Here is an 18,793-nt window from a genome sequence, read left to right as displayed (position 1 = left end):
CGACAAGATAAGTAGGACAGCGCTGACAGGCTCAGCCATAAAAACCCGTGTCGGCGGATTTGACACCGGCACCACCCCGCCTCAGCCAAACCCTTGTTTTTACAGCACATTTTGTACGGGAACGCTTCCTGCTTGACCTCTTGCCTGGGCACGCTTGGCGCCAGTCAACGGGGGAACGATCATGGGTTTTATCAAACAGGCGCTGCTGGCGCTGCTGCTCTGCGCCATGTCCGCCGCGCACGCCACCCACATCGGCTACACGGCAACCGCGCTGGGCGGCACGCAGTGGCGCTACGACTATACCGTCAGCAATACCACCCTGGGCGTGCCCATCGGGGAATTCACCTTGTTCTTCAGCGTGGGCCGGTATGCCAACCTGCACAAGGTTTCCACGGCGCCCGGCTGGGACGTGCTGCTGGTGCAGCCCGATCCCGCCATCCCCGCCAGCGGCTACCTCGACGCGCTGGCGCTGGCCGGCGGCATCAATCCCGGCGCCACGGCCACGGGCTTTTCCGTCACCTTCGACTACCTGGGCGCGGGCAGCCCCGGCGCCCAGCCGTTTTCCATCCTCGACCCCGTTTCCTTCATCGAACTCGACTCCGGCAGCACGCAGCCGGCCGCCATCGCCCTGCCCTCCACGCCCTGGCTGCTGCTGGCCGGCGTGCTGGCCATGCTGTGCCTGCGCCGCCGGCAGCTGGCCGCCGCCGTGCTGGCCCCATTGCTGACCCTGAGCCTGTGCGCCTGCGGCGGTTCGAACGATCCGACGCAGCCGCCTACGCCGAAAGTCATGCTGGCGGCGGATGCGGATACGCTGGGGCCGGACACGGCCGTGCCCCTGGCGGCCAGCGCGGACGCCGGCCAGGCTGCCGGCCCCTTCACGGTGACGGCACTGCGCAAGGTGGGCGAGCAGCGCATCAACCGCCGCACCTACGACTACACGTTCCGCATCAGCATCCGCAACAATGGCAGCGAAGCGGCAAGCAACGTGCGCGCCATCCTGGCCAGCGTGCCCGCCGGCGCCGGCATCGTGGACGACAGCGTGCTGGCCGGCGGCATCGACGCGGGCGCGACGGTCACTCCCGACGACACCATCACCCTGCGCATCGACCGCACGCGTCCGTTCGAGCTTGGCGGCCTGGCGTGGAACATCACGTCCGGCGCCAGCGTGGCCCTCGACCCCGTGCGTCCGGCGCAGGTGGTCAGCCTGCCGCTGGCCGAACTGGGCTTTCCCGCCGGCGCCGACAAGGTCGCGGCCAGCGGCGCCGTGACGGACGTGCTGCTGAAAGATGGCAGCCTGCGCTTTTCCACCCCGGGCGACACGGGCGAAGACCAGCACGCGCAGTTTTTTGTCACCAAGGGCAACATCGTCACCACCCTCGACCTGCTGATCCAGAGCGAGCTGCCGACCGCCCTGCAAGTGTATGTCGAGCCGCTCGAGAACGGCTCGCTGCCGCCCGCGCCGCCGAAGCTGGCCATCGGCGGCCTGGGGCCGAACAATACGCTGCAGCCCGGCGGCCTCTCCTTCCGCCTCGAGGGCGTGGCGCCGATGAACCTGCGCAACGACAGCGGCGGCTTCCTGGCGGCGCAGAGCGGCGCGCCGGTGGCCATCCATTCCTACTGGGTCTTTCATGCGGACACGGGCAGCTTCAGCATCAGCGCCACGGCCATGCAGCAGCTGCTGAACGTGCTGCCGGCCGGCGCGCTGCAGCTGCACCTGAATTTTGTCACGCAGGATGGCGAATTTGCCGTGTCGTACGCGCTCACCGTCATCAAGGCCGCCACCGTGCTGCAGGGCCAGATGCGCACGCCGGCAGGCGGCAACGCCAGCGGCCTGGCCGGCAAGAAAATCTTGCTCACTGGCTATAACTTCCACCTGCGCCGCGTGGCCGTGATCGACGCAGCGGGCGCCTTCCATTTCGACGGCGTCATTCCCGACACCTACCAGCTGACCCTGAACGACCTCGACCATCCGAATGTCGTCGGCATCAGCACGGCCATCTTCCCCACCAGCACCATCGTCAACGTCAGCATCACCTACCCGTATGCCGGCGTCCCCGGCTTGCAGGCGGCGACGGCGCCATGGACCGCCGCAGCCGTGACGCAGGATGGCGCCGCGCCGCCGGCGCGGCAAGCGGCGCAGGCCATGGCCGTGCCGGCGCCGGCCACGCCGCAGGCTGAGGACGAGGACGGCACGCAGTCCTTCACCGCCACCGCCGGCCCGCAAAACCAGACCGTCGTGCGGCCCTTCAGCTACACGGTACCGAAAGGCACGCAGGACGTGGGCGTGAAAATCACCGTCAGGACGGCGGAATATCCCACCTACACGACCCAGCAAAGCCAGTACAACGATACCTGGTCCTACGTCGTGGTCGGCTTGCCGGGCGTCGACCTGGCAAGCATGGGCGCCGTCAACCAGTCGCACTTCACGCAAGGCACCACCGTCAGGACGGAATGCGTGGATGTCAGCCAGCAAACCAGGACGGGGCCGCTCGTCATCACGGGCGCCGCCAGCGCTACGAATATCGGCGACAGCCTGCTGGCCACGCTCACCACGGTGGAACTGAGCCTGGCCTGCAAGGGCTTGAAGATCACGCGGGCGCGCTTGTTCCCCATCAATGCGGACCTGCATCCCGTGCTGCAGCCGCGCAATCTCACGCACAACCTCCCCGGCCCCTACGTGTCCGTGCCGCAAAACACGCCCGACCGGCACACCATCTCACTGGAAGTGCGCTATTCGCCGGAGCGGGTCAACTTGACCGAGGTGAATATCGGCATGTCGGCCGACGGCGCCAACCCGGCCTTCAGCACGGTCAATCTGCTCGACCAGGCCAACATCCGCGGCAAGGACAGGATCACCTTCCCGCGTCTGAGGCTGCCCGACTTCCCGGGGCCGAAAATCGACAGGAAAGCCGTGCTCACCGTCCGCCTGAAGGGACGCGTCGGCAATGCCAACGCCGTGTCGGATCCCGCGGAAGGGGGGCAAGTGGCGCTCAAGGGCGACACGGCGTTCATCCCGCTGTATCTTGCCCACAACGAAGCGGCGCTGGCGAAGCGGCGCTACGGGCCGCGCGATGACGGCGGCGATTCGTGGGCCACGCGCCTGACCATCGCCTGGCTGGCGGGAAAACCCTACCGTTTCAACGATATCAGCGGCCAGCACGTGACGCAGGAGGCGTCAGGCCGCTCCATCCTCGACCACGACGGCCACAGCGATGGGCAGCAGATCGACATGCGCTACGCGGATGGCGCGGGCGGCTATTCGGACGAGCTGGGCGGCCTGGGCAATGGCGCCGCCATTTTGCAGCTGATCAACGATGCGGAAGCGGAAGTGGCGGCCGGCTTGCCGAAAAAGCCGAAACTGGCCAGGCTGGGCGCGTGGATCACGGCCAACCGGGCCATGCTGACCCTGGAAGCGGGCGCCGCCAGCACGCGCGTCGTCTACATCGGCCACCGTTTCATCAAGCTGGCCCTCATCGACGGCTGTTTCGCCAGCCCGCCGCACGCGCGGATACCGGGCGTGCCGGTGTGGACCAAACCCCTCAAGGTGAGCATCGACCCGTCCCACTTGCACCACTGGCATCTAAGCATGACGGCCCATCCTTGAACAGCCGGGCGGCGCCCCGGGCGTGTTCAGGCAGGCAAGTCGGACAGTTCCAGCTCCGAAAACCCCGCCCGGCGCCGCGCTTCCAGGTTGAAAGGGCCGCGCAGGGTGGGCGCTTCGTAGCGCAGCGCAAGCTCCGCATAGGTGGCGCGCAATTCCAGCCCCCGCTGATCGCACAGGTAGCCGTACCAGCGGTTGCCGATCTCGACGTGCCCCACTTCATCGCGCAGGATGATGTCGAGGATGGCGGCGGCGGCCATGTCGCCCGCCTGCGCCAGCTTGGCGCGCAGCGGCGGAATCGCGTCCAGGCCCCGCGCTTCCAGGGTGCGCGGCACCAGCGCCATGCGCGCCAGCACGTCGCCGCGCGTCTTGTCGACCATTTCCCACAGGCTGTCGTGGCCGGGAAAGTCGCCATACGTGTGGCCCAGCACCTGCAGGTGCGCCTGCAGCATGGCGAAATGCGTCGCTTCCTCTTTCGCCACGCGCAGCCAGTCCGTGTAGTACTCGGCCGGCAAATCAGGGAAGCGCCACAAGGCGTCGAGCGCCAGGTTCATCGCATTGAATTCGATGTGCGCCAAAGCGTGAACGAGCATGGCGCGTCCTTCCGGCGTGATCATCGAGCGCCGTCCCACCAGGCGCGGCGGCACCAGTTCCGGACGCGCGGGCCGGCCCGGCACGGCGCCGGATGGCGCCAGCGGCGCCTTGACGTCCAGCGCCAGCCCGGCTGCGGCCATGGCCGCCACCATCGCCACCTTCGTCGCCGGGTCGGGTTCGAGCAGGCAAGCGAGCGCAAACGTGCGCAATTCCGCTGGCGCGGTGGAGGTCAAGGGAGATGGTTGCATGGGGCTGCTTTCTGGCGCGTTGCTTGGTAAGGCGCGCAGTGTATCAAATTGCCTGCCCCACGAGCCAGTCGGACAGCGCCTGCACTCTGGCTGGCAGCGGTGTGCGCGCGGCGTGCACGAGGTAATACGCCTGCGGGCTGGCCAGGTTGAATCCGCCGAACGGCAAGACCAGCTGACCGCTGGCCAGCCACGGTTGCACCAGCTGACGCCGGCCCATGGCCACGCCCGCGTGGTGGATGGCCGCCTGCGCGCACAGGTCGGCGCGGTCGAAGCGCAGGCTGCGCGCGGGCAAGTCCACGCCGGATGCCTGCCCGTCCAGCCACAGGCGCCACTCGGCATCGGGCGCGCAGGCGGGCCAGGCCAGGGTGTCGTGCAGCACCGTCGCGCCAGGCAAGTTGTGTGGCGCATCGAGCAAGCCGTGCTCGCGCGCATACTGCGGGCTGCAGACGGGCGCCAGCCATTCATCCATCAGCTTGCGCGACACGAGGCCGGGAAAGTGGCCGTCGCCATAGTGCAAAGCCAGGTCGACCTGGCCGGCGCGAAAGTCCACGCTGTCATTGCCCACACGCAAGTCAATCGACACGTCCGGATACTGTGCAGCGAAGCCCGCCAGGCGCGGCACCAGCCAGCATTGCGCGACCGACGGGCGCGCATGCACGGTGACGCTGCCCGCCAGCGCATCGCTGCCGGCAAGGGCCGCATGCAGGCTGTCCCAGCCCGTTTGCAGGGCCGCGAAGATGCGCTCGCCGTCTTGCGTCAGCCTGACCTGGCGCGTCAGGCGTTCGAACAAGCGCAGCCCCAGCCCCGCTTCCAGCCGCGCGATACGGTGACTGACGGCGCTGGGCGTGAGCGCCAGTTCCTGCGCCGCCAGCGCGAAACTGGCGTGGCGCGCCGCCACGAGAAAGGTGTGCAGGTTGGCGAACTGGCTGGCCGTGAGCGTGGCCCCAAGCGTGGCCCTGATCGGCGCGCCGGCCGGCATCAAGCGGCTCCGGCCGCCAGCAAGGCGCGGCCGCGCGCCACGTAGGCGGCCATCTCCTGCTCCGGCACCATGCTGCCGCCCGTGCCCCACACCAGATGCGTGGCCGTTTCCAGGTGCTGCTGGTATTGCGGCGCGGCCAGCACGGGCGGAATGCCGGCGAAACCGGCCACGGCGGACGGTTCCAAACGCAAGCCTTGCGTTTGCTCAAGCGTCGCCAGCAAGCGGTACAGTTCTTCATCCGTGACGGTGGCGTAGCCGTCGATCAGCCGCTGCATGGCGCGTCCGACGAAACCGGACGGGCGTCCCACGGCCAGGCCATCGGCGGCCGTGACATTGTCGATGCCGATTTCCTGCACGCTGATTCCCTCGTGCAAGCCCGTGTGCACGCCCAGCAGCATGCACGGCGAGTGGGTCGGTTCGACGAAGACGCAGTGGACGGCATCGCCAAAGGCCAGCTTCAAGCCGAAGGCCACGCCGCCGGGGCCGCCGCCCACGCCGCACGGCAAGTACACGAACAGGGGGTGCTGCGCATCGACCGCGACGCCGCTTGCGGCGAACTGGGCTTTCAGGCGCTGGCCCGCCACCGCGTAGCCGAGAAACAGGTCGTGCGAGTTTTCATCGTCGACGAAGTGGCAGGTCGGGTCGTTCTCCGCCTGCCTGCGCCCTGCTTCCACGGCCACGCTGTAGTCGGTCGCGTATTCGACGACGGTGACGCCGTGGCTGCGCAGCTTGTCCTTTTTCCATTGCCGCGCGTCGGCCGACATGTGCACGGTGGCGCGAAAGCCCAGTCGCGCGCTCATGATGCCGATCGACAAGCCCAGATTGCCCGTGGAGCCGACGGCGATCGCATACTGGCCAAAGAAGGCGCGCACGGCGTCGCTGGCCAGCACGCTGTAATCGTCGCCCTCCTTCAGCAAGCCGGCGTCGAGCGCCAGCGTTTCCGCGTGCTTCAGCACTTCATAGATGCCGCCGCGCGCCTTGATGGAACCGGAAATGGGCAAATGGCTATCCTGCTTGAGCCATAGCTGACCGCTCGTCATGCCTGACGCCAAACCCAGCGCCGCCTGCATGGCGGGCAGCGGCACGACGGGCGACTCGATGACGCCGCCGCTGGCCTGCGTTTCCGGAAACGCCTTGGCCAGATATGGCGCAAAGCGCGCCAGGCGCGCGCTGGCATCCGCCACATCGTCCGCCGTCAAGCCCACGTCGTGCAAGGCCTCGGCCGCCGGCGCAATGCGGGGATTGAACCAGCTCAAGGGCTGCAAGGCCATCAGTTCTGTAATCAGGGGAAATTTTTCGCACAGCGCGGCGATGGCGGAAGTGGGCAGCATGGCAACCTCGTGAAGGAACAAGCCATGATTAGACCGCATCCGGGCGCTGCTGGCAAAGGATGCTTGATCAGCCAACAGGTGACGGGAGATCACCTGTGATGCCGCAACAGAAAAAAAGGCTATTTACCAGGAGCGAGCGCCCTGGATTTTCTGCTGCTCAAGAACGATGCAATAAACACGGCTGGAAAACAGGCCAGCCACAGATAGCATCCGGCGCCGAATCCCAGCACCGCGTAAGAACCATTATCACTAGGAATTTCTTTAATGCCAAAGGTGGTCAGTGCCAGCACAAAGCCAAAAAAAACGGCCAGCATCGCGGCACTGGGCTTCTCTTTCGAAAAATACATGGCAAAAATAAGCAGCGGATTGGCAAACCAGGCAAAACTGCCGGCCAGCGGCCCTAGCCAGCCGAGCAATAACACGCCCCCGCCCAGCAAGACTTCGTGGGAGTCCACGATTGCCGTTAAAAACAGGGATGCCACATATGCAACAACGCTCAGGGACAGCACGATGGCGGCGGCATCTTCGCCGAGTATTTTTTGATATTTCACAGGTTTCCGATGGCACGAACGGGAGTAGCAGGACGACGATGAATTAACCAGGAAAAGTAATCCCCTTACGGCTTTAGCGGCACGGCGCCCACTTCATACCACACCCGCAAACCTCGCCATCGCACGCCTGTGCGGCAAACGCCGAAAACCGGACGCCATGCAGCATAACAAATTACCAAGAAGAAACATGCGTACATTGTCACAAGCACCTGGCCAGCGCCGATGCGGCGCATACGGCAGACGCCTTCCCCTCCCGCGTCGGCAACGGGAAGGCGCCATTGCTGTTAGAACTTCAGCTGCAGCCCCAGATCAATCGACCGGCCCTCGGCCAGCAAGGCTTGCAGCGCCCCGCCATTCGCCTTCAAGCCCGACAGGTACACGCCGCCCAGCGGGTCCGCGTAGGCGCGGTTGAACAGGTTGCTCACGCCCGCGCTCAGGCTGGCCATCTTGTTCAATGCCACGCTGCTGCGCAGGTTGACGAGGGCATAGCCGCCCGTTTCCGGTTCGAAGCGGCGCGCATCGACCTTGTCCTTGCGGGCCACGATCTTCGTTTCGATGCGGTTGCTCCAGGCGCCCAGCTTGTGCTCGACGGCCAGCAAGGCGCTGAACGGCATCATGCGGTACAGGTCGCCGCCATCGCTGCGCTTGCCCCGCGTATAAGCGGCATTGCCCGTCGCCATGAAACGGCCCCAGCGGGCACTGCTGGCCAGCGGCAGTTGCCACGCCACATTGGCGCCGTACAGCTTGGCGTCGTGGTTGGCAAAGCGCAGCAAGTTGCCATTCGCGCCCATTTTCATGTACGGATGGAAAGACGCCAGCACGTCGACATCGATGTAATTGTCGACCTTGCTGTAATAGGGGTTGACGCGCACGAACCAGCCCTCCTCGCCGCCGCCATGCCAATCGGCCGTCAATGCCGCCGTGTAAGCCGTCTCGGGCTTGAGGTCGATATTGCCCACATAGCCGTTGCCGTCGCCAAACCAGTTGGTCATGGTCATGGCCATCGAACCGCGGCCCCAGGAATAACGCTCGTACAGATTGGGCGAGCGCACCTTGCGCGCCAGCGCGAATTCGTAGCTGCTGGCCGCATCGGGCGTGAAAGTGGCTTGCGCCGAGGCATCGATATTCGTGTCGCGCTGGCTGCGGCTGCGCGCATTGAAAGCCTTGGCGGCCATCAGGTCCGGCATGTTCATCATGTTGGTGCCGTACGATTGCACGTCGCCCGTGTCCATGCGCACGGATTCGCCGCGCACGCCCAGCACGCTGGTCCAGCGCGCATCGTGGCGCGTTTCCAGTTCGCCAAACAGCACGGTGCGGTCGCGCTTGCCGTCATTGATGTTCAGGTAGGTGCGCGGACCCATCATCATGGAGCCGGGCACGGCCGGCCAGTAATCGTCGAGGCGGAAGCCGTGCCACTCCTGGCCCAGGCGCAACTCGCCCGCCGCCGTCGGCAAGCTGGCCATCAGCGCATAGCCCGTGTTGCGTCCATGTGTGAGCATCGGCATCGAGCCCTTGCGCTCGCTGCTGAAGAAGCCCATCTCGTGGTCCGTCTGCTGCCAGTAGGCGCGCGCGTCCAGCACGCCCCATCCGAATTCGCCCTTGTAAGCGAGATTGGCGAACTGGCCATGGTTATCCGTCATGTCCATGTACTGGTTGGGAAAACCCTGGTACGGGATGTGCTGCACGCCGGCGCGCAGGGTCAGCTGCTGGCCCTGGCCTTTCGCCGCCAGCACGATGGACTGGTTGATGCTCTCGAACATGCTGGCCAGCACCGTGTTGCCATGCCCGTCTTCATAGCTGTGGCCGCGCGTGTAAGCGCCGCTGTAGCCGACGCTCAAGGTGTCGCTGGCGGCCGACGCATTCACGCTGGTCGCCACGCTGTTGTTGACGCTGCGTCCCGAGACGGCAAAGCTGCCTTGCGACAGCAAGCCTGCACCGGGCTGGGCGAACACTGGCGCGTTCGACTGCACCTCGATGGTGCCGGCGATGCTGTCGCCGCCCGCGCTGACGGGCGTCACGCCCGCGATCAGGCGGATGCGCTGCACTTGTTGCGGATCAATGTAGGACAGCGGCGCATTCATATGATTGGCGCAGGCGGACGTCAGTTCCATGCCGTCGATGCGGATCTTGATACGGTCATCCGCGAAACCATTGACTACGGGCAAGCCGGACACGCCGCCACCTGCCGCCACGCTGTAGCCGGGCGTGCTCGACAGCATCAACGCCGTGTCGGCGGCAGGACGGTAGCCGTCGCCTATGGCCGTGACGATGACTTTCATTTCGGGCAACACAGTGGTGCCGGCTTCGCTACGCGTTTGCGCCACGGCAGGCATGGCGATGGCGAGGGAAATCAATAACGGTAAATGTTTCATGGTGCTGCTTTCAGTTTCTGTATGGGCAAGACGAACAGGCGCCAGCGCACGACAAGTGCGAGGCAAGGCCGTTCAGGGAAAGGACAGATCAGAAAGCGGCGGGCGGGCCACGGGGCTGGACGGGCGTCCAGGCGAACAATGGCGTGGCGGATTGGTAAAACAACTCGGGCAGCAAGCCCGTGATGAGTTCGCCGGAAGCGAGCACGAGGGAGGTGGGCGGTATCGCTAGGGTGTCGGCATGCATGCTGCAGCACGGGCAATCGCCCATGCGCATGCCGCCCTTGGCGGGATCGGGTGTGTCCGTGGACAATTTCACGGGCAGCATGTTCATGCCGCCCGCCACCGAGCAAATCTCGAAGCTGGGCACGGCCTGGCCGCTGGCGACCGTGAACGCGCGCGACAAGGTGGGGGCGAGCGCGGCCATGAGGATGGCGAGGCACGCGATCCACAGGACGACGACGGCGCGGCCTTGGCGAATAAACATGGCGGCATTATAGCGACCGCCCTGCCCTGCAGCCAGCCATGTGGTCAAAGAAACTTTACAAAGCGTCCAGTTTCTTGATCTCGGCCTGCAAGTCCTGTTCGCTGAGCGGCAAGTAGCCCTCTTCGCTATCTTGCTGGGCCAGAATGATGGCTTGTCCCTGCGGCGACAGGGCCAGCTGCAAGTACGCTTTCACCAGCGGATCGAGCCTATTCCTCGGCGCGCGGTTCACGTACAGCTGCACGGGCATGGTCAGCGGGTAATTGCCGGCGCGCACGGTGGCCTTGTCAGGACCGTAGTATGGCGCGCCCTTGGCCGCCGCCAGCGGCAGCACGCGCACCTGGTCCGAGATGGGCGCCGCATTGACCCAACCCAGCACGGCGATGCCATAGCGGTCGGCGGCCACGGCGCGGATCACGGCTTCGCGCGAGGCCAGCGCCTCGTACCTGGCGGCAAACGGACGCTTGCCGAAACGCGCATGGCGCAAGCCCGTGGCGAAGCCGCCATCGTCGCGCAAGCCGTAGGCGTGGATGCGGCGCGGCGCCCAATCCCCTGTCGCACCCAGCTGCGACCACAGGTTGGCGTCGCCTCCCGGCGCGCCTGCCGTGAATACCTGGCCCAGCTGCTCCATCGTCAAGCCCGCCAGCGGGTTGTCGCGGTGCACGTACACGGCGGGCGGCGTTTTGGCCGGCGGACGGGGACCGTGGCCGTTGTAGCCGATGCGCACGGGAGTGGCGTCGTAACCGAAGACTTGCCGGAAGGCCGCCTGGTCGCCCGGCCACATGTCGCGCGTCAGCGGCGCAAACGCCGTGGCGCCCGCCGTCAGCGCGGGCATGCCGGCCGACGAGCCTTCCATGCGCAGGCTGAAGCGCACCTGCGGATGCTGGCGCGTAAACAGCGCGTTCAACTGCGTCATCACTTCTTCCAGGCCATCATTGCCGACGATGGCCACCGTGCCGTCACGGTTCACATAGGTTTGCGCGGGATCAACGGCCAGGGGCGCGGCCTGCACGGCGGACGCCAGCACGCAGCAAGCGGCCAGCGCGGTCTTGTTCAACGGCGTCATTCGAGTTTCTCCAGTTCAGCCCTGGCTTGCGCGGCCGTCAGGGGCAGGTAGCCGCCGGGCTGCGCGGCGATGATGGCCTGTCCCTCGCGCGACAGCACCAGGCGCAGGTATTCCTTTGCCAGCGGATCGACGGCGTGGCCCGGCAAGCGGCGCACGTACAGGTACACGTAGCGGCCGTACGGGTAGCGTTGCGCGACCACTTCCTCGTCCGTGCCCGTCGTCGCCCGGCCATCCGCGCCCACGATGGCCAGCTGGCGCAGCTGCGGGTGCTGCACGCCTAGCGCGGCCACGCCGATGCCGGCCGGGTCTTGCGCGATGCGGCCCGTGATGGCGGCCGTGTTGCCCAGCTCTTCGTGGCTGGCTGCCAGCGCCCGGCCCTGGAAGTGTTCACGCTGCAAGTAGTCGCCAAAGCCCGTGTACGCGGCCGTGCCGTACGGGTGAATCGCGCGCTCGCGCCATTCGCCGCTCAAGCCCAGCTGTCCCCAGCGGCTGACATCGCCGCCTGGATTGCCGATAGATAAAATTTGCGATACTTGTGCCGCCGTCAGCCGCGTCAAGGGATTGGCGCGGTTCACGTACACGGCCAGGGACGTGGCCAGGTGCTCGCCCGGCGTGGATGCCGTGTGCGCGATGCGGATTTCCAGCGCGTCGCGCCCCACGATCTTGCGGTATGGCACCAGCTCGATGGGATTGATGGCGCGGCCCATGGCGCCGAACAGCACCTTGTCGTGCATCAATAGCGGCACGGCGCTGCTGGTACCCTTGCCGTCAAACCCCAGGACGATGCCCGGATGGCTGGCCGAAAACAGGGCATTCCACTGGCCAACGACGGTAGCCACGTGTTCGGCGCCGCCTATCATGGCCGCGCCCGTCTTGCGGTCCAGGTAACCGGCCGTGGCCGGCACCTTGACGGGCTGCGGCGCGTAGGCGGACAAGGCGGGGTCGAGTGCGGCTGCGCCCGCTGCCGATGCGGACATGGCCAGCATCAGCGCCGCCAGCAGCAAGGATGGGCTATTTGCCATCGCTGGCCCAGTCCACGGCCGCGTCGAACAGGCGCAAGCCGGCCGGCGACAGATTCGTGAAGGTTTCATTGTCGAGGAAGAAGCTGACCCGGCGGGCGGGCGCCAGGCTGTCGTAATCCATGGTGGCGCCCTGTTCATAGCCAAAGATGGCGGCTTTTTCCGGATCGCCATAGATGGTGGCGATGGTCGTGGCGCCCAGGCCAGGCTTGCCCCAGCTCATGGTCGCCTGCTTTTGATAAATATCTACCGTGCCGGCCGGCAAGCCGCCTGCCAGCGCGTGCGGCGCGTTGACCAGCCACACATAACGCGACTTTTCCACCGTGCCATAGTCCACGCCGGCCCGCTTGCCCGTCATCGACAGGTCGTCATACAAATCGTTTTCCCACGTCAGCACGGGCACCGTGACGTTGCGGTAGGCGCCCAGCAGGTCGCGGCCCCGGATGGTCGACGACAGGATCACCAGGTCCTTGCCTTGCGCGCCGGACACGGGCGCGTACTGGCTGTGCAGCGTGACGGCATAGCCGCGCGATTCCAGATGTTCCTTGATTTTCTCGTCGAAAGGCAGGCTCTTGCCTTCCAGGCGCACCACCAGCAACACCTGCTTGCCAGGTGCAATCTGCGCCGCCTGCACATGCAAGGTGCCTGCCAGCAGTGCCGCCGCCAGCGCGGTTTTGACGAGACGCATCACAGGTCCACCTTCATGCTCAGCTTGATGGCGCGCGGCGCACCGGACGCCAGACGCGTGCCTGCGCCAGCCCAGTAACGCTTGTCGGCCGCATTTTCCACGTTCAGCTGCCACACGACGGCTTTGTGCATGACCGTGCTGGCATAGCGGGCGCCGGCGCTGAACAAGGTCACACCGCCCAGGAATGCCTGGTTCAGGTCGTTGACGGGACGGGCGCTGTAGTAATACGCGCCGCCATTGACGGACAGGCCAGGCACGGCGTCGAATGCGTAGGCGAGGAAGGCGCTGGCCGTGCGTTTCGACGCGTTTTCAGGCGCCTTGCCGTTGTAGTCGGCGTTGATGTGCTCGAATTTCGGGTCGAGGAACTGGGCCGAGGTTTGCCACGACAACTGGCGCGTCAGCTTGCCTTGGGTCGACAGTTCCAGGCCACGGTAGCGCTGTTCGCCATCCGAAGTGAACACATTGCTGCTGTTGGTGTAGTAGCCGGGACGCGTGATGTCGAACAGCGCGGCCGACACCAGGGTGCCGCCCGGCGTCAGCCAGCGCGCGCCCAGTTCCTTCTGTTTGCTCACGCCGGGCGCCATCTTGACGTTCTGGTTGACGGTGCCCGTCGGCCCCGTCTCGCCCTCTTCTAGCCCCCGCGCCGACGAGGCGTAGAACGAGATGGCCGGCGTCAGCTTGTAGACCAGCGATACCATGGGCGTGGTTTTGCTGACGTCATAGTGGCTGGCGCCCTGGTCGCTTTGATAGCTGGTGCGGCGCACGCCGATGACGCTTTGCCACTGCGGGCTGAAGACCATGCGGTCGAGCGCATACAGGCCCGTGTCGCGCGTGTCCAGCGCGGCCGTCGTCGGCGAAGTCGGCTTCGGGCCGAACACGACATTTGTCACGGGCACGGGGTTGTACAGGTTTTGCGAGGCGATCGTATAGTTGCTCTGGTAAATAGGGTCTTGCGACTTGTCCGTGCGCGAGGCGCCCAGGGTCAGTTCATGGGCAATGAAACCCGTATTGAAAGTGCCGGCCAGTTCCGCGCGCAGCAAGTCCGACGCCGTCACGTGATGCTGCATATTGCCCGTGATGCGGCCCGCTCCCGTGGCCAGCGCCGCCGCATTGTTCAGGCGGAAAATGGCCAGGCGGCGGTCGCGCGCCGTTTCCGAGTGACCCGCCTCGACCGTCAGGGCCCAGCCATCCGTGATGGCGTAGTCGGCGCGCAATTGCGCGTTTTTCGTCTGCGCCTCGAAATTCGACCAGTCGGGGCCGATCAGCTTGCTCGGGTCGACGGCGCGCGGCAAGCTGATCACGCCTTTCACGGCGGCCGGCAAGGCCACGCCCGCCTGCTCCGTCACCCGGCGGCGGTCGTATTCCAGGTCCGCTTTCAGCAGCAGCTTGTTCGTCACGCGCCAGTCCAGCGCAGCGGACACGAAGCTGCGGTTGCCGTTGCCCACATTATCCAGATAAGAACCCAGGGTGCCGCCAGCGGCGTTGATGCGCACGCCGAATTCCTGCTCCGCGCCAAAGCGGCGGCCGATGTCCACGTTTGCCACGGCACTGCCCCGGTCGTCGAGACTCAGGCCCATGCTCGTGACGGGCTTGCTGCCCGCCCGCTTGGTGACGAAGTTGACCACGCCAGCCGGCGAGGTGAAGCCGTAATACAGGGCAGAAGCGCCCTTCAGCACTTCCACGCGCTCCTTGTTTTCCATGGGTACTTGCGAAAAGTTCATGATGGGCAGCGAGCCATTGAGGCGGTAATTCGTGCGGTTTTCCACGGCGATGCCGCGCACCACCAGCTGATCCCAGGTATCGCCGCCGTTTTGCTGGCGCGTCACGCCAGCCGTATTGCGCACGGCGTCATACAGGCCGGACACGGCTTGCTGTTCCAGCAATTCGCGCGTGATCACGTTGACGGTCGATGGCACGTCCATGATGTTGGCGCCACGGAAGCTGCCCGCCTCGGTGGTGGTCGGCACCAGGCCTTGCGCGCGCGCCCCCGTCACCTGCACCGCCTGCATGACTTTCTCATCGCCAGCCGTCAAGTCGTCCTGGCCGTTGGCGCCATTGGCGGCGCAGGCCGTGTGGGAAGCGAAAGCCAGCGACAGGGCGGCTGCCACTGGAAGTAGTTGCAAGGAAGGAAAAGCTGCGCGCATATAAACGGGTCTTTCAACAGAGAACAGTGATAGAAGGAAACTTCAAGTTACCGCTCATAATATCCGTAACGAGAATCATTCGCAATAAATAAGTGACAATTCGTGAGAATCAGAGAATTTCATAAGATAAACAGTCCGCCAGGCCGCCTGTTATCACTTGAACACGTTTGGATTTTGCAGACACAGCCGCAAAGAGGCATACTGACAGTCACGGCGTGCAAGATGTGCCGCCCAACAAGATCAAAAGGTAAGTTCGTGAATACAATCGACAACAAAAGCGTGCAGACGAAAACATTTCGCTGGAAACGCTGGCAGCGCTGGGCCGTTGGCACAGGCTGCGCCCTGGCCGCCTACAGCGCGGCCGGCTTCTGGCTGGTGCCCTACATCATCAAGCACCAGCTGCCCAAATTTGCCGAGAAAGAACTCGCGCGCCAGGCCAGCATCGCCGACGTGCGCTTCAACCCGTTTACCCTGCGCCTGGAAGCGGACCAGATCGCTTTCAAGGAAGCAGTCGGCGCGGATGGCAAGGACGGCGCACCGCTGCTGTCCATCGGCGCCCTGGCCGTGCAACTGGAATGGAAATCCATCGTGCGCCGCGCCTGGAGCCTGGCGGAAATCCGCATCACGGCGCCGCAAGCCCAGCTGACGATCACGCCGGAAGGCAAGTTCAACCTGGCCGAAGTGCTGGCCACCTGGCAACGTAATCACCCGGAAAAAAGCGAAGGCGGCATGCCGCGCCTCGTCATCGCCCACTTTGCGCTGGAACAAGGCAAAGTGGATTGGCACGACCAGAAGGCGGGCTATGCGGACAACTTCACGCCCATCAACTTTACGCTCGACAATATTTCGACCCTGCCCGACGCCAACGGCAGCTACAGCCTCAGCGCCGACGCGGCGCGCGGCGGCAAGCTGCACTGGCGCGGCACGGCCTCGCTCAGCCCGATCCGGGGTGAAGGCGAACTGATATTGAACGACGCTTCCCTGCCCGGCCTGGCCGCGTATCTGAAAGCCTATACGCGCGCCACGGTGACGAGCGGACAATTGTCGGCGCGCCTGCCCTACGCCTTTTCCTATGCGGACGGCAAGCTGGAAGCGAGCGTCAAAGGCGCGGGCCTGGCCCTGCACGACTTGGCGCTGGTGCGCGACGGCAAGGGAGAAGCATTTACTTCGCTCAATACTTTGGGCGTCGCCGGCGTGAACGTGGACCTGGCGCGCCAGAGCGTCACCGTGGATAAAATCAACTTGTATGGCGGCAAGGTGGCCGTACGCCGCGACAGCAAGGGCGAGATCGACGTGGCGAACCTGATGCTGCCGGGTAATCCCGCGCCTACCGCCACCGCGCCAGCCGCACCAGCCAAGCCTGGCAAATGGAAGGTGGACTTGAAACAGCTGGCGTTGGCCAATGTGGACGTGTCCGCCATCGATGAAACCGTCTCGCCAGCCTTGCAGCTGAGCGCGAAACAATTACAACTGCAGCTGCAACTGGGCTTGCAACAAGGTCCAGCGGGCATGGCCACCGTGATCGACGGCGCGAGCTTCAGCCTGGCCGACCTCGCCATGCAGCGAGGTACGCAAACGCCGTTCAAGCTGGCCCAGTTGGGCTTTACGGAAGGCAAGATCGACCTGGCGGCGCATGCCGTGCACCTGGGTTCCGTAACGGCCAGCGGCGCGCAGATCGACTTGGCGCGCAACCGCCAGGGCGAATTTGCGATTGCGCAAAAGCTGCCCGTGTTTACCTCCGGCAAAACCGACCCGGCCAAGGACGCGCCATCCGCGCCGTGGTCCACCAAGGTAGACAAGGTAGAGCTGAGCAAGTTCGGCGCCCGTTTCGACGATGCGGGCACGGGTATCAAGGGTAATCTGCAGGATGCCAGATTGTCCCTGCAGAACGTCAGCAACGACATGCAGCAGGCGCTGCCGTTCGAGCTGGGCGTGGGTTTGCGCGAAGGCGGCTTGCTCACTGCCAACGGCAAGTTCGTGCCGGGCACGGGCGCCGTCGATGCGCAATTGAATTTGAAACAGCTGACCCTGGCGCCGGTGCAACCCTTGCTGGCGCAACATCTGAAACTGAAGCTGGCGGGCGGGTCGCTCTCCGGCAGCGGCCGCCTGACGACGGGCGGCGGCGCGCCGAAAGCGCCGAAAGTACGCTATGTGGGCGGCGTGGACATCGCCGGCCTCGTGCTCAATGAAACGGATGGCAAGCGCTTTGCCTCGTGGAAAAGCGTGCGCGCCGACAAGCTGACGGCCAGCGTGGGCCCCGATTTTGTCGACATCCCCGAATTGCGCGTGGTGGAACCGAACGCCCAGCTGATCATCGAAAACGACCGCAGCCTGAACGCGCAGCGCTTGCTGGTGAAAGCGCCGGAACCGGCCGCGCCAGCGCCCGCGCCGTCGGCCGCCGCCACGCCGGCCGCCGACGCCGCCTTCCCCGTGCGCGTGCGCCGCGTGCGCCTGCAGAATGCCAAGCTGGACTTTGCCGACTTGAGCTTGCGGCCCCAGTTCGCCGCGAAGATATATGAATTGAATGGCGTCGTCACGGGCCTGTCGACGAAGCGCGATGCGCGCAGCCAGATCGAACTCGACGGCCGCATCGACGAATTCGGCCTGGCCCGCGTGCGTGGCCAGCTCAATCCGTTCGCGCCGACCGACAATACGGACTTGAACGTGGTGTTCAAGAACGTCGACATGGTGTCCGCTTCGCCGTACACGATGAAGTTTGCCGGCTACAAAGTGGCTGAAGGCAAGATTTCGCTGGACTTGCAATACAAGGTGCGCAACCGCCAGCTGGACGGCACCAACCAGATCGTGCTCGACAAGCTGACCCTGGGCGAGCGCATCGACAGCCCGGACGCCTTGAAACTGCCGTTGGAACTGGCGCTGGCCATCCTCAAGGATAGCGACGGGCGCATCGACCTGGGCTTGCCCGTGTCGGGCGACATGAACGACCCGCAATTCAGCTATGGCGCCCTGATCTGGAAAGCCGTGGGCAATGTGCTGACGAAAATCGTCACGGCGCCGTTCCGCGCGCTGGGCAACTTGCTGGGCATCAGCGCCGACAAGCTCGAAGCCATCGACTTCGACGCGGGCAGCGCCGTGCTGCTGCCGCCGGAACGGGAAAAGCTCAAGCAGGTGGCGCAAATCCTCGCCAAGCGCGAACAGCTGAAGCTGGCCGTGCCGGGCCAGTACAGCGACACGGATGCGGCCGCCCTGCGCGCCCAGGCCGTGCGCCGCGCCGTCGCCGCCAAGGCCGGCATCAAGCTGGAAGCGGGCGAGGAACCGGGACCGTTGAACCTGGGCGAACGCAAGATACGGGGCGCCCTGCGCGACCTGTACGGCGAACGCTTCGGCAAGGCCGAGCTGGACAAGCAAAAAAAGGCGGCGGAATCGGCCGTACCAGCCACAGCGGCGACAGCCTCCGCTCCGGCGGCGGCCAAGATTCCCGTCTGGCAACGCCTGGGCAAGCTGATCGAGGGCGAGCCGCAAGTGGCCGACACGGGCGCCTTCTATAACGGCTTGCGCGAGCAGCTGGAAGCCAAACAGCCCCTGCCTGCCGACGCCTTGAGCAAGCTGGGCGCCCAGCGCAGCGCGGCCATCCTGGCGGCCCTGCAGCAGGACGGCACGCCGGCGGCCAGGGTCAGCGCGGGCGCGCCGGAAAAAACGGATGCCGCACCGGGCAAGCTGGTGGGATTGAAGCTGGGACTGGCCACGCAATAAGACAC

General features: G+C 65.4%; 12 protein-coding genes. 2 read left to right on the top strand and 10 right to left on the bottom strand.

The window, feature by feature from the left end:
- Positions 1–181: 181 nt before the first annotated feature.
- On the top strand, positions 182–3,604 hold the full coding sequence (locus O3300_RS01530) for a hypothetical protein (RefSeq protein WP_305051773.1): 3,423 nt from the start codon (positions 182–184) through the stop codon (positions 3,602–3,604).
- Between the two features lie 26 nt (positions 3,605–3,630).
- Here O3300_RS01530 and O3300_RS01525 read toward each other — a convergent pair whose 3' ends face one another.
- From O3300_RS01525 to O3300_RS01480, 10 genes are all read right to left on the bottom strand, one after another.
- The gene (locus tag O3300_RS01525) at positions 3,631–4,443 is read right to left on the bottom strand and encodes a ferritin-like domain-containing protein (RefSeq protein WP_305051772.1); all 813 of its coding nucleotides are present in this window, start codon (positions 4,441–4,443) and stop codon (positions 3,631–3,633) included.
- Positions 4,444–4,486: 43 nt separating this feature from the next.
- Positions 4,487–5,422 (bottom strand): DNA-binding transcriptional regulator DsdC, encoded by a 936-nt coding sequence (dsdC, locus tag O3300_RS01520; protein ID WP_305051771.1) that lies wholly within the window; start codon positions 5,420–5,422, stop codon positions 4,487–4,489.
- The gene (locus tag O3300_RS01515; protein WP_305051770.1) at positions 5,422–6,753 is read right to left on the bottom strand and encodes a D-serine ammonia-lyase; all 1,332 of its coding nucleotides are present in this window, start codon (positions 6,751–6,753) and stop codon (positions 5,422–5,424) included. Before O3300_RS01515 ends, dsdC begins: the two co-directional genes overlap by 1 nt.
- A gap of 119 nt (positions 6,754–6,872) precedes the next feature.
- A complete protein-coding gene (locus O3300_RS01510; RefSeq protein ID WP_289909669.1) occupies positions 6,873–7,304 on the bottom strand; it encodes a hypothetical protein in 432 nt (143 codons plus the stop codon).
- 284 nt (positions 7,305–7,588) lie between these two features.
- Positions 7,589–9,676: a TonB-dependent receptor gene (locus tag O3300_RS01505; RefSeq protein ID WP_305051769.1), complete on the bottom strand. Its 2,088-nt coding sequence runs from the start codon at positions 9,674–9,676 to the stop codon at positions 7,589–7,591.
- Between the two features lie 88 nt (positions 9,677–9,764).
- The gene (locus O3300_RS01500; protein ID WP_143451320.1) at positions 9,765–10,160 is read right to left on the bottom strand and encodes a DUF2946 domain-containing protein; all 396 of its coding nucleotides are present in this window, start codon (positions 10,158–10,160) and stop codon (positions 9,765–9,767) included.
- A 55-nt stretch (positions 10,161–10,215) separates the two neighbouring features.
- A complete protein-coding gene (locus O3300_RS01495) occupies positions 10,216–11,223 on the bottom strand; it encodes a PstS family phosphate ABC transporter substrate-binding protein (RefSeq protein WP_305051768.1) in 1,008 nt (335 codons plus the stop codon).
- Complete coding sequence (locus tag O3300_RS01490) at positions 11,220–12,245, bottom strand: PstS family phosphate ABC transporter substrate-binding protein (protein ID WP_305051767.1); 1,026 nt, start codon at positions 12,243–12,245, stop codon at positions 11,220–11,222. Before O3300_RS01490 ends, O3300_RS01495 begins: the two co-directional genes overlap by 4 nt.
- Complete coding sequence (locus O3300_RS01485) at positions 12,235–12,930, bottom strand: hypothetical protein (RefSeq protein WP_305051766.1); 696 nt, start codon at positions 12,928–12,930, stop codon at positions 12,235–12,237. The genes O3300_RS01490 and O3300_RS01485 overlap by 11 nt, the downstream gene beginning before the upstream one ends.
- Positions 12,930–15,074, bottom strand: coding sequence for a TonB-dependent siderophore receptor (locus O3300_RS01480; protein ID WP_305051765.1), 2,145 nt, complete (start codon positions 15,072–15,074; stop codon positions 12,930–12,932). Before O3300_RS01480 ends, O3300_RS01485 begins: the two co-directional genes overlap by 1 nt.
- 255 nt (positions 15,075–15,329) lie before the next feature.
- Here O3300_RS01480 and O3300_RS01475 point away from each other — a divergent pair, with 255 nt between their 5' ends.
- Positions 15,330–18,788, top strand: a complete 3,459-nt coding sequence (locus O3300_RS01475) for a DUF748 domain-containing protein (protein ID WP_305051764.1) — start codon at positions 15,330–15,332, stop codon at positions 18,786–18,788.
- Positions 18,789–18,793: the final 5 nt, after the last annotated feature.

The organism is Janthinobacterium sp. SUN206 (assembly GCF_030587305.1).
Taxonomy (GTDB): domain Bacteria; phylum Pseudomonadota; class Gammaproteobacteria; order Burkholderiales; family Burkholderiaceae_D; genus Janthinobacterium; species Janthinobacterium kumbetense.
This window is presented reverse-complemented; position numbering and strand designations above follow the sequence as displayed.